Below are 12,111 nucleotides of genomic sequence, written 5' to 3' on the forward strand. Positions count from 1 at the left end.
GTTCAGAGGTCGGGGGATCCGATGCTGATGGCGGCCGAGCCGTCGGCGAGGATGTCGATGGAGCCGTCGAGCGTGAACGTCACGTCCTGGCTGATGTGGAAGTAGGAGCCGTCGTAGATCGACTGCACGTCCATCTCGATGTGCGCGATGCCGCCCGCGGGCGCGATCGCCCAGTACGCCCCGTCGGGGACGACCGCGATGGTCGGCTGCGTGACGATCGACCACTCCGGCGTCGACACGACCCGCTCGAAGGTCTCGTAGCCGAACGGGCAGCCGGTCGGCTTGAGCACGCCCTGCGTCGTGCACTGATCGAGGAAGTCGTGCACCTGCTCCGACACGATGCCCGTGAACTCCTCGGTCGGCTGGGCCTGCACGGCGATGTCGACCTCGCTCAGCGGATCTTCCGCGAGTGCGGCCACGGGCGCCGACTCCGCCGCAGCGGTGTCGACCGAGACGGCGTACGAGCCCGGCGTGAAGACGAGCATCGAGACGGGCTCGAGGGGCTCGGCGTCGACCCCGTCGGGCGACACCTGCCGCTTGTCGAGCTCGAACCCGTTCACGGCGAACCGCATCGATCCGCGCACGACGACGTCGACGACCGCGAGCGGGGTGGTCTCGAACCTCCAGGCGGGGACGAGCCCCGACCATCCGCTCTGCTCGACGCGGAACGTCGAGCGGCCGTCCTGCCCTCCCGCGCGGTACGCGATCGTGACCGACACGACTCCGTCGACCATCTCCGAGCCGATCACCTCGACGTCGTCGACGTCGGCGGCGAGGGCGGAGGAGCGCAGCAGGGCGTCGCTCACGGTCGGCGCGACGCCCGCGCCCTCGAGCACGGTCGAGTCCACAGCCACGCCGGGCACCGTCAGGGCGTCGGCCGCGCGGCCCTCGGCGATGAGCGACACGTAGCGCTCGACGAACGCCTCGGGCCCCCAGAACACGCGGTAGAGCGTCGCGAACCCCGCCGCGATCGCGCCGACGAGCAGGGCGCCGACCACGACCATCCCGACGATCTCGCCCGCCCGCGGCCGCGCGCGAGTCGGCGCGGGGTCGGCGGCGGCGGGTTCCATGCCGCCAGTCTAGGAACGCCCGGCCGCGCGGAGCCTGCGAACGGCGGCGCTTCCCTACGATGGACGGGTGACCGAGCCCGCCCTGTCGGCGGAGCAGGAGGCCCTGTTCCGTCTCATCGAGGACACGCGCGAGCATGTCTTCATCACGGGCCGCGCGGGCACCGGCAAGTCCACCCTGCTGCGCCATCTCACGTGGAACACGGACAAGCAGATCGCGATCTGCGCGCCCACGGGCGTCGCCGCGCTCAATGTCGAGGGTCAGACCATCCACTCGCTGTTCAAGCTGCCGATCGGGCTCATCGCCGATCAGGACATCGAGCAGACCGACGCCACGCGCAAGCTCCTCAACGCCATCGACACGCTCGTGATCGACGAGATCTCCATGGTCAACGCCGACCTCATGGACGCGATCGACAGGTCCCTGCGGCAGGCGCGTGGGCGCCGCAGGGAGCCGTTCGGAGGCGTGCAGGTCGTCATGTTCGGCGATCCGTACCAGCTCGCGCCCGTACCGCCGCGCGGCGACGAGGCCCACTACGTGCGAGACCACTACCGGTCGTTCTGGTTCTTCGACGCGCACGTGTGGGCGGGTGCCGAGCCGGGGGGCGACGGGCTCATCGACCTGGGCCGGCACGGCGCCGACCTCCACATCCGCGAGCTCACGCACATCCACCGGCAGTCGGACGACGGGTTCAAGGCGATGCTCAACGCCGTGCGGTACGGACGTGTGACCGCCGACATCGCGCAGCGCCTCAATGCGGCGGGAGCCCGGACGCCGCCGTCCGACCCGTCCGACCCCGTCATCACCCTCGCGACCCGCAACGACCGCGTCAACGCCATCAACGCGCGCCACCTGGCCGCCCTCGGAGGTCGGGAGCAGACCGCCGTCGCGGAGATCAGCGGCGATTTCGGCCGCGGCGACGTGTACCCCGCGGACGAGCAGCTGAAGCTCAAGGTCGGGGCTCAGGTGATGTTCCTCCGCAACGACGTCGCGGGGCCGGACGGGCCGCGCTGGGTGAACGGGACGATCGGCACCGTGCGGCGCATCCTCGGCGACTCCGTGCGCGTCGACGTCGACGGCGAGGAGGTCGACGTCGAGCCCGCCGTCTGGGAGAAGCACCGCTACTCGTACGACGCGGCCACGAAGAAGCTCAGTCGCGACGTCGTCGCGGAGTTCACGCAGTTCCCGCTGCGGCTCGCGTGGGCCGTGACCATCCACAAGTCGCAGGGCAAGACGTACGACAGGGCCGTCGTCGACCTCGGCTCCGGGGCCTTCGCGCCAGGGCAGACGTACGTCGCGCTCAGCCGCCTCACGTCGCTCGACGGGCTCTACCTCACGCGGCCCCTGCGCCCGTCGGACATCCGCGTGGACGAGGACGTGCGCCGCTTCATGCGCGCGGCGTGGGAGCGCGACGCGGCGGGGATGCGCTCGGCAGCGCGCTCCTGAACGTCACGGTTCGGCATCCTCCCGGTGAGCCGCCGATCCGCTCGCCTAGGATCGGAAGCGGAGCAACTGGGGGGTTGTGGAAATGCGTCAGTCCACGGTGCGTCTGTCGACGACGCGCGCGCGTCTGGGCCGAGCGTCGGCCGTCGTCGCGGGCGTCGTCGCGATGGCGGTCGCGATGTCCGGATGCACGGCGTCGACCGCGGCGAGTGCGTCGCAGTCGGAGGTGCCCATCCCGTCGGCGGAGCTCGCCGACGACACCGTCGCGCAGCTGCAGGACGCCGTCGACCACGCCATGCAGGCGTCGGGTTCGACCGGTGCGCTCGTCGCCGTGTGGATCCCGTGGGCGGGTGCATGGGTCGAGGGCGTCGGCACGACGGGGCCCGACAGCGACGACGCCGTGACCACCGACATGCACTTCCGCATCGGCGAGGTCACGCGCGCCCTGACGTGCAGCGCGCTGTACGCGGTCGCCGACGAGGGGACCGTCGCTCTCGACGACCCCGTGACCGACTGGGTGTCGAGCGTGCCGAACCTCGGCGACGTCACGCTGCAGCAGCTGTGCGACGGCACATCGGGGCTCGGAGACGGGCGGGAGCGTCTCGCGCCGCAGCTGCACTCCACTCCCGAGCGCACCTGGAGCCCGCGCGAGCTCGCGTCACCCGGCATCGCGGAGCGGACGGCCCCCGGCTCGCAGGTCGTCGACTCGGACGCCGCGTACATCCTCCTCGGGATGGCGCTCGAGAAGGCCACGGGGCTCAGCGCGAGCGGCGTCATCGCCGAGTACGTGACCGAGCCGCTCGACCTCGCCGGGACGCAGCTGCCGCGTGCCGCCGCGGCCGAGCCAGGTGATCCCGCGCTCCCCGGCTGGGTGTCGTGGAGCGCTGACCGCGAGAACGGCTGCGTCGCGCCGACCGACTACACGGTCGCGTCGTCGAGCAGCGGGTACACCGACTCCGGTGCCACGAGCACGATCACCGACCTCGCGCGCTTCGGGCAGGCGCTCGCGCTCGACGCCGTGGACGACGACGGGGCGCTGACCGGCCGCTGGGCGAAGGCGCTGCCGTTCGAGGGCGCCGACTACGCGGGCGGCGCGTTCATCGCCGGGTCGATGATCGGCCAGAAGGGCGAGGCTCTGGGGTACCTCACGAGCGTGTACGCCGACACCGAGACGGGGATGACCGTCGCGGTCGTGCTCAACAACTCGGCCGCAGGCTCATCGCTCGTGAGCGCACTCGCGAAGGAGCTCGCCGCGATCGCGTCGAAGGCGCCGGCCGCCGACGGACAGGAGCAGCCGGAGTTCGGCCTGCCCTGGACGGCGGAGGAGTACCGCGCCGTCGTCGCCGAGCGCGCCGTCTGCCCCATCGGCTGAGCCGCCGGCTGAGGTCGGCCGGCGTCAGTCGGCGTCGCCGCGCTGACGGCGCTCGCGTGTGACGAGGGTGATGCCGAGCGCGACCGCCACGCCGAGAACCGTCTCGAGCGCGCGGTCGCCGACGAGCTGCGCGACGGGCAGCGGATGGCCGAGCTGCACCATGCACAGCGCCAGCGGCGTGATGAACAGCATGGCGACGCCGTAGTTGCGGCCGACGAACAGCTCGGCGCCGATCTGCATGACGGTGACGATCGCGATGAGCGCGAGCGGCGACGGGTCGACGGCGAGCACGGCGCCCGTCACGAGCACGCCGAGCAGGGTGCCGACGACCCGCTGGACGCCGCGGATCGTGCGCCCGGCGGCGGTGGCCGCGGCCATCGGCACGACGGCCGACACGATCGCCCAGTACGGATGGCCGATGCCGCTGAGCGTGGCGAGGCCGCCGGCGAGCAGGACGCCGATGCCGTAGCGCACGAGGTAGTGCCGCAGCGGCCACTCCGGGCCCTCGCCCGGAAGCGTGCCCGGAGCGGCGGGCCGGCGCGGCCACGTGTGCGAGACGCGCGCGACATGGCGGCGCCAGAGGTGCCGGGCGAGCGAGGTGAGGTACGTCAGGGCGAGGCAGAACGCGAGGGTGCACGCGGAGACGAGCAGTGCCGGCACGAGATCGCCGGCGGCGTGCGGGGTCGACGCGCAGCCGCCGAGCGCGAACACCTGGAACACGACCCCCGGCGGATGCCAGTTGCGCCGATGCGCGAGCACGGCCATCCCGGTCGCGTACACGGCCGCCGCAGGGATGAGGATCCACGACCGCTCGGCGGGGATCGAGATCGCGACGCCGAGCAGGATCGCCGCGATGATGGACGCGCCCGCCTCCGTCTGCGCGCGCAGGCGCTGCGGAAGCGGGACGGTGCGCCCGAAGATCGAGGCGAGCGCGCCGAATGATGCGTACATGGCCCACTCGAGCCGTCCCGTGGCGAAGAGCACCAGCAGCGGGACGAGCACGGACAGCGCTGCCCTGACGGCGACCGTCCACTCCCCGCGCGAGGGCTGGATGCGGACGAGATCGCGGAGGAAGGGGGAGCGGGGCATCCCCTCCATTCTCCTCCTGCCCGGCGTTCCCCGCGAGGATCCGCCCGCTGAACGGGAGCGGGCGGATCGCGTCGAGCGGGTCAGGCGGGCGCGGTCGCCGCGGCCGGAGCGGGGCGTCGGGCGGCCGCCGCCGCGGCGACGAGCACGACGAGCGCGGCGGCCGTCATGATCGCGCCGACCCAGATCGGCGCGGTGTACCCGAGCCCGGCGGAGATGGCGACGCCGCCCGCCCAGGCGCCGAGGGCGTTCCCGACGTTGAAGGCGCCGATGTTCGCCCCCGAGGCGAGCGTGGGCGCGCCGCCCGCGTAGCCCATGATGCGGGTCTGTAGGCCGGGAACCGTGCCGAAGCCGAACCCGCCCATGAGGACGAGGGCCGCCATCGTCGCCGGCTGCGATGCGGCGGAGAGCGCGAACAGCACGAGCACGACGACGAGCGCACCCGTGAACCCGATGAGCGTGCGGTCGACGTCGCGGTCGGCGAGCCGTCCGCCGACCGCGTTGCCGACGACGAGCCCGCCGCCGAAGAGCACGAGCAGCCACGGCACGGCACCCGCCGCGAAGCCGCTCACCTCGGTGAGCGTGTAGGCGATGTAGGTGAAGGCGCCGAACATGCCCCCGAACGCGAGCACGGTCGCCAGGAGGGACAGCTGCACCTGGCCGGAGCGGAAGGCGCCGAGCTCGCGGCGCAGGCTCACGCGCTCCGCGGGTGCCGCCAGCCGCGGGACGAGCAGCACGACCCCCGCGAGAGCGATGACGCCGATCGCGGCGATGGCCCAGAACGTGGCGCGCCATCCGAGCTGCTGCCCGAGGAACGTCCCGAACGGGACGCCCAGCACGTTCGCGGCGGTGAGTCCCGTGAACATGACGGCGATCGCACCCGCCTTGCGCGCCGGGGCGACGAGGCTTGCGGCGACCACCGACCCGATGCCGAAGAAGGCGCCGTGGCAGAGCGCGGCGAGCACCCGGCCCAGCAGGGCGACGGCGTAGTCGTCGGCGAGCGCCGTGACCACGCTGCCCGCGATGAAGAGCACCATGAGCGCGACGAGCACGGTCTTGCGCGGCAGGCGGATGGTCGCGGCTGTCAGCCCCAGCGCGCCGACGACGACGCTGAGCGCGTATCCCGAGATGAGCCATCCTGCTGCGGCCTCGCTCACTCCGAAGTCGGCGGCGACCTCGGGCAGCAGGCCCATGATGACGAACTCGGTGAGCCCGATCCCGAAGGCGCCGACGGCGAGGGCGATCAATCCCAATGGCATGTGAGGGGTCTCCTGGTATGCTCGATTTACTTGCACGCGCGGGTTATTGCAACGGCGTCGAAAATACTGCCACACGCCGATAGCAAGCGCAAGCAACTATCTCGGAAGGGGACGACATGGGCATCGCCGACGACGCCGTCGAGGTGCGTGCACGGGGATGGCGCACGCTCGCGGCCCTGCACGCGCTGATCGAGACGGAGCTCGAACGCGCGCTCGGCGCCTCCGCCGATCTCTCCGTCGTGGAGTACACCGTGCTCGATGCGCTCAGTCGGCAGGACGGCTGGCACATGCGCATGCAGCAGCTCGCGGGCGCCGCCGCGCTCAGCCCGAGCGCCACCACGCGTCTCGTCAACCGGCTCGAGGACCGCGGACTGCTGACGCGCATCGTCTGCGTCGATGACCGCCGCGGCATCTATACCGAGCTCACGCCGCAGGGGCGTGCGCTCTTCGACGAGGTCCGGCCCGTGCACGACGCGGCACTCGAGCGCGTGCTCGCCGAGGCCGAGACGCGCCCGGAGCTCTCCTCCGTCGCGCACGCCGTGCAGGGGGCATCGGCGCGCGCCTAGCCGATCGACCGCGGCGCTGGCAACCTCCTGCGCAGGCGGGGCGCGGCGCCGCACACTCGGTGCATGCGGACTTTCGGTGTGGAGGAGGAGCTGCTCCTCCTGGACGCGACGACGGGGGAGCCGCGCCCGCTGGCTCCCGAGATCCTCGCTGGCTCGACGCAGGGCGACGGATTCGAGCTGACGTCGGAGATGGAGCAGGAGATGATCGAGGTCGTCTCCGCGCCGAGCGCCGACGTCGACGAGCTGCGCGCGCGGATCCTCGCCGGCCGCCGCGCGGCCGACGACCGCGCGCGCGACCTCGGCGCGCGCGCCGTCGCCCTCGCCACATCGCCCGTGCCGGCGCGGCCCCACCCCAGCGTGAGCCCGCGCTACGGCGCGATCCTCGAGCGCTTCCGGGTGCTCGCCGAGGCGACCCTCGAGTGCGGCCTGCACGTGCACGTCTCGATCGAGAGCGCAGACGAGGGCGTCGCCATCCTCAACCGCATCCGCTCCTGGGTCCCCGTCATCCTCGCTCTCAGCGCGAACTCCCCGTTCCGCGGCGGAGAGGACACCGGGTACGCGAGCTTCCGGCACATCCTGTGGCACCAGTGGCCGACCGCCGGCCCGCTCGAGCTCTTCGACACGGCGGCAGACTACGAGGCGGTCATCGACGGGCTGCTCGGCGCGGGCGGCATCCTCGACGACGCGCAGATCTACTTCGACGCGCGGCTCTCGCGCCACCATCCGACGGTCGAGGTGCGCGTCGCCGACGTCTGCCTCGACCCGGAGGACACCGTCACGATCGCGGCGCTCATCCGCGGTCTCGTCGACTCCGCCGCCGCCGACTGGCGTGCCGGCGAGCCGCCGAGCCGGCTGCCATCACCCGTCATCCGGCTCGGCTCGTGGATGGCCGCCCGCTGGGGCGTGCGCGGCGACCTGTCGCACCCCGAGACGGGGCGTGCCGTGCCGGCGGCGGACGCCGTGAACGCGCTCGTCGAGCGCTCCCGGCCTGGCCTGCGCCGTCACGGAGACCTCGAGACGGTGCGCGACGGGGTGCGGGCCATCCTCGAGCGGGGAACGGGCGCGGAGCGCCAGCGCGCCCGCTACGAGCTCACGGGCGCGCTCGCCGGCGCGGCGCTCGGCGCGAGCACCGACTGACGTGCCCCAGGTCACGCCGATCTGTCAACCCCGTTCAGATCGCGACGTGGGTCGCCTTGACTGATATCGCGCGAAGAGGACCGCGTCGGGGCAGACGGCGGAGACCCTCGCGGACGCACGACTCGCACCATCGAGGAGGAGCATCATGACCGGCACCGCGAACCAGGGCGGGGAGCCCCGCAGACCGGATGGCGGGGCGTCCTCGAAGGGGACGGCACGCCACCCCTCGCAGCGGCCCGTCCCCATCCCGCACTTCCCGCCGCTCGACGCCGGCGTGCGCCGCACCGGGCGGTGACGGGCCGTGCTCAGGCAGATCGGGGGGCGCCGCGGCTACGCGGGGCGGACGATCCTCGAGGGATGCTGCGGTGAGGGCGACGCATGGGCTCTCGTGGCCTGGGATGGCTGGGCCGACGACCGCTGGTGGGAGCTCCCCGACGGCCGAGCCGTCGACGAGGTGCTCGCGGCGGGCGACCTCGACGCGCTCCCCGCACTGCGCCTCGCGCTCGAGCAGACGGGGAGGATGGGCGACATCCTGTGGTCGAGCACTCCCGTCGGGCCCATCGTGTCGGGGCGGTTCGCCGAGGTGCTGGAGCGCTCGGGGGCGACGGGCTACGTGCTCGTCCCCCTCTCCACCCCGGACGGCGTGGGGCCCTATGCGCTGCTCGTCCTCGACGACAACGACTTCGACGACGTCCGCGCCTTCCCCCAGGGCGCGCTGCCGGTGGAACGGCTGGACGTGTCGGCCCGCCTGCTCGCGGAGCTGCGCGCGGCCGGCGTCGACGGCTTCTGCGCCGAGCACGGCGAGGCCGCATCTCAGCGCGAGCGTGCGCGTCAGCTCGCGCGCGCCATCCCGTCCTGAGGCGCGAGCGGCTTCGCGAACAGGGCCGCGGGGTAGCGGCCGTCGCCGGGCGGGAACTCCCGGACGCCCTGCAGCACATAGCCGCGCGCCTCGTAGTAGGCGCGCAGCCCCGCATTCGCGGCCATGCAGTCGAGGCGGGCCGTCGACCATCCGCGTCGGGCGATGAGGTCCTCGGCGAACGCGAGCACGCGCGCGCCGAGACCCGCCCCCGCTACCTCGCGCGCCACCATGAGGCCGTGGACATAGCCGGCATCGGCGGTGTCGGAGTCGACCCAGAACGCGGGGTCGTCGTCGAGCACGCGCACGGCGGCCGCGAGGCCGTCCGAGCCGTCCTGCACATGCCACTCGCCGTCGGCGATCTGCCGCCCGAACACCGCGAGCGGGATCTGCCCCGCGCGCCACTGGGATATTCCCCGAGCGGCATGCCAGCGGGCGAGCGAATCCCGGAGGGAGAGGATGGCCGGGGCGTCGGCCGGCGCAGCGGGACGGAGCATCCGGCCATCCTCTCCCATCAGACGATCTCGGGGACGATGCGCACGGCGCCCTTGTCGGCCGACTGGGCGAACGCGGCGTAGGCGCGGAGCGCGGGAGACACCTCGCGCACGCGGTCCTTCGGGCGGTAGCCGCCCGCGGCCTCCAACGCTGCGCGGCGGCGCTCGAGCTCCTCCGGAGCGACGTCGAGGGAGATCGCGCGCGTCGGGATGTCGATCGAGACGATGTCGCCGTCCTCGACGAGCGCGATGAGCCCGCCGGCGGCGGCCTCGGGCGAGACGTGGCCGATGGAGAGCCCCGAGGTGCCGCCGGAGAAGCGGCCGTCGGTGATGAGCGCGCACTTCTTGCCGAGCCCGCGTCCCTTGAGGAAGGACGTCGGGTAGAGCATCTCCTGCATGCCGGGGCCGCCCTTGGGGCCCTCGTAGCGGATGACGACCACGTCGCCCTCGCCGACGCGCTTGTTGAGGATCTTCTCGACGGCCTCGTCCTGCGACTCGCACACGACGGCGGGACCCGAGAACGTCCAGATCGACGGGTCGACCCCCGCCGTCTTCACGACGGCGCCGTCCACGGCGATGTTGCCGCGGAGCACCGCGAGGCCGCCGTCCTTCGAGTACGCGTTCGCCACATCGCGGATGCATCCGCCCGCGGCGTCGAGGTCGAGCTCGGTCCACTCCGCCGACTGCGAGAACGCCGTCGACGACCGCACGCCCCCCGGGGCGGCGTGCCACAGCGCGAACGCCTCATCGGACGCCTTGCCGCCGCGGACATCCCACTCGTCGAGCCACTCGCCGAGCGTCGCGGCGTGGACGGTGTGCACGGCGTCGTCGAGGAGGCCGCCGCGGCGCAGCTCGCCGAGGAGCGCGGGGATGCCGCCCGCGCGGTGCACGTCCTCCATGTAGTACGTGCGGTCCTTCGCGACGTTGGGGGCGACCTTGGCCAGGCACGGCACGCGGCGCGAGACGGCGTCGATCTCGTCGAGGCCGAAGGGCACGCCGGCCTCGTGGGCCGCGGCGAGCAGATGGAGGATGGTGTTCGTCGACCCGCCCATGGCGATGTCGAGGGCCATGGCGTTGCCGAACGCGGCGGGCGTCGCGATGCTGCGCGGCAGCACGGAGGCGTCGTCCTCGTCGTAGTAGCGTCGCGTGATGTCGACGACGAGCGAGCCGGCCTTCTCGTAGAGCGCGCGGCGGGCGGTGTGCGTGGCGAGCACCGAGCCGTTGCCGGGGAGTGAGAGGCCGATGGCCTCCGTGAGGCAGTTCATCGAGTTCGCCGTGAACATACCGGAGCACGAGCCGCACGTCGGGCACGCGGCCTCTTCGATGCGCTGGATGTCGGCGTCCGAGACGTTCTCGTTGACGGCCTCCGAGATCGCGTCGACGAGGTCGAGCGTGCGGATGGAGCCGTCGACGAGCGTGGCGCGCCCCGACTCCATGGGTCCGCCCGAGACGAAGACGGTCGGGATGTTCAGGCGGAGGGCCGCCAGGAGCATGCCGGGGGTGATCTTGTCGCAGTTGGAGATGCAGACGAGCGCGTCGGCGCAGTGCGCGTTGACCATGTACTCCACGGAGTCGGCGATGAGGTCGCGCGATGGCAGCGAGTAGAGCATGCCGCCGTGGCCCATCGCGATGCCGTCGTCGACGGCGATCGTGTTGAACTCGCGCGGCGTGCCGCCCGCGGCGGTGATCGCGTCGGACACGATGCGGCCCACGGGGGCGAGGTGGGTGTGGCCGGGCACGAACTCCGTGAACGAGTTCGCGACGGCGATGATCGGCTTCCGCCCGATGTCGCCGCCCGGGACGCCGGCGGCGCGCAGCAGTGCGCGGGCGCCGGCCATGTTGCGGCCGTGGGTGATGGTGCGTGAGCGGAGAGCGGGCATGGAACCATTCAGGCCCTTCGCGCGCGGGCGCGGGGAGATGCGGTCGGTACGGGTACTGGCAGTACCATCGGAGGATGATCCGGCCCCGCACCCCCCGTCGCGAGCAGCTGGGGGAGTTCCTCGCGGCACGACGGCGGACGACGAGCCGGTCGGCGCTGGGGCTGCCTCCGACGGGCCGGCGCAGCGACACGGGGCTCAGCCGCGAGGAGATCGCGACGCTGTCCGGCGTGAGCGGCAGCTGGTACACGTGGCTCGAGCAGGGGCGCGACATCAACGTCTCGCGGCAGGTGCTGGCCGCCGTCGCGCGGGTGCTGGGCCTGTCGGCGGCGGAGACGGAGTACGTCTACGCCCTTGCCGAGCGCGAGGAGGGGTCCGCTCCGACCGAGCGGGAGAGCGTGCCGCCGCACCTGCAGCACCTCGTCGACGCGCTCGGGTTCCCTGCCTTCATCGTCGCGACCGACTGGGCCATCGCGGGATGGAACGCGCGCTACGCCTGGCTCTACCCGCGCATCGAGACGCTCGACGCCGCCGACCGGAACCTTCTCTGGCTCGTCTACACCGACCCGGAGCTGCGCGACATGCTGCCCGACTGGGAGCGCGACAGCCGGGCGTTCCTCGCGGAGTTCCGCGCCGAGTCGGGCGTGCGCCTGACCTCGCCCCGGCACCGCGAGCTGCTCGAGCGGCTGCGCGAGGCGAGCGGAGACTTCCGTGCGCAGTGGGCAGAGCTCGCCGTCGAGCGGTTCGCGTCGCGCCGCCGGGCGTTCCGGCACCGGGACGACGGCATCGTGACGTTCGAGCACCACCGGCTCGTGCCATCCGACGCCGCCGACCTGCACGTCGTGATGTACGTGCCGGTGTGAGGCGGCCCTCATTCGGCCGGATCGGAGTCGACCGAGCTGGAGTGGGCCGACCCGGGTGAACGATGCGCTGGTCGCCGGGCACGCGGTCGC

12 protein-coding genes are annotated in these 12,111 nt (G+C 72.8%); 7 read left to right on the top strand and 5 right to left on the bottom strand.

Going from position 1 to position 12,111, the window contains the following annotated elements:
• Positions 1–2: 2 nt before the first annotated feature.
• Positions 3–1,070, bottom strand: coding sequence for a hypothetical protein (locus tag ACWGPF_RS10620; protein ID WP_452332797.1), 1,068 nt, complete (start codon positions 1,068–1,070; stop codon positions 3–5).
• 67 nt (positions 1,071–1,137) lie between these two features.
• Here ACWGPF_RS10620 and ACWGPF_RS10625 point away from each other — a divergent pair, with 67 nt between their 5' ends.
• Both ACWGPF_RS10625 and ACWGPF_RS10630 read left to right on the top strand, forming a co-directional pair.
• Entirely contained in the window at positions 1,138–2,514 is a 1,377-nt protein-coding gene (locus ACWGPF_RS10625) for an ATP-dependent DNA helicase (RefSeq protein WP_452332798.1), read from the top strand.
• A gap of 82 nt (positions 2,515–2,596) precedes the next feature.
• The gene (locus ACWGPF_RS10630) at positions 2,597–3,883 is read left to right on the top strand and encodes a serine hydrolase domain-containing protein (RefSeq protein ID WP_452332799.1); all 1,287 of its coding nucleotides are present in this window, start codon (positions 2,597–2,599) and stop codon (positions 3,881–3,883) included.
• Positions 3,884–3,907: 24 nt separating this feature from the next.
• Here the strand turns inward: ACWGPF_RS10630 and ACWGPF_RS10635 are convergent, their stop codons facing one another.
• On the bottom strand, positions 3,908–4,972 hold the full coding sequence (locus ACWGPF_RS10635; protein WP_452332800.1) for an FUSC family protein: 1,065 nt from the start codon (positions 4,970–4,972) through the stop codon (positions 3,908–3,910).
• Between the two features lie 80 nt (positions 4,973–5,052).
• Positions 5,053–6,228 (bottom strand): MFS transporter, encoded by a 1,176-nt coding sequence (locus ACWGPF_RS10640; protein ID WP_452332801.1) that lies wholly within the window; start codon positions 6,226–6,228, stop codon positions 5,053–5,055.
• A 116-nt stretch (positions 6,229–6,344) separates the two neighbouring features.
• On the opposite strand from ACWGPF_RS10640, the gene ACWGPF_RS10645 reads away from it, so the two are divergent.
• The 4 genes from ACWGPF_RS10645 (at position 6,345) to ACWGPF_RS10660 (ending at position 8,790) form a co-directional block, all read left to right on the top strand.
• Positions 6,345–6,794, top strand: a complete 450-nt coding sequence (locus tag ACWGPF_RS10645; RefSeq protein ID WP_452332802.1) for a MarR family winged helix-turn-helix transcriptional regulator — start codon at positions 6,345–6,347, stop codon at positions 6,792–6,794.
• A 63-nt stretch (positions 6,795–6,857) separates the two neighbouring features.
• Positions 6,858–7,931 carry a carboxylate-amine ligase gene (locus ACWGPF_RS10650; RefSeq protein WP_452332803.1) on the top strand — a complete coding sequence of 358 codons (1,074 nt, stop codon included), beginning with the start codon at positions 6,858–6,860 and terminating at the stop codon, positions 7,929–7,931.
• A 145-nt stretch (positions 7,932–8,076) separates the two neighbouring features.
• Complete coding sequence (locus tag ACWGPF_RS10655; protein WP_345437411.1) at positions 8,077–8,226, top strand: hypothetical protein; 150 nt, start codon at positions 8,077–8,079, stop codon at positions 8,224–8,226.
• Positions 8,227–8,232: 6 nt separating this feature from the next.
• A complete protein-coding gene (locus ACWGPF_RS10660; RefSeq protein WP_452332804.1) occupies positions 8,233–8,790 on the top strand; it encodes a hypothetical protein in 558 nt (185 codons plus the stop codon).
• On the opposite strand, the gene ACWGPF_RS10665 is transcribed toward ACWGPF_RS10660, so the two are convergent.
• Entirely contained in the window at positions 8,763–9,284 is a 522-nt protein-coding gene (locus ACWGPF_RS10665) for a GNAT family N-acetyltransferase (protein WP_452332805.1), read from the bottom strand. The two genes, ACWGPF_RS10660 and ACWGPF_RS10665, sit on opposite strands and share 28 nt — an antisense overlap.
• A gap of 17 nt (positions 9,285–9,301) precedes the next feature.
• On the bottom strand, positions 9,302–11,161 hold the full coding sequence (gene ilvD, locus ACWGPF_RS10670; protein WP_452332806.1) for a dihydroxy-acid dehydratase: 1,860 nt from the start codon (positions 11,159–11,161) through the stop codon (positions 9,302–9,304).
• A 74-nt stretch (positions 11,162–11,235) separates the two neighbouring features.
• Here ilvD and ACWGPF_RS10675 point away from each other — a divergent pair, with 74 nt between their 5' ends.
• Positions 11,236–12,021 (top strand): helix-turn-helix transcriptional regulator, encoded by a 786-nt coding sequence (locus ACWGPF_RS10675; RefSeq protein ID WP_452332807.1) that lies wholly within the window; start codon positions 11,236–11,238, stop codon positions 12,019–12,021.
• Positions 12,022–12,111 lie beyond the last annotated feature (90 nt).

The organism is Microbacterium sp. NPDC055683, from assembly GCF_053617895.1.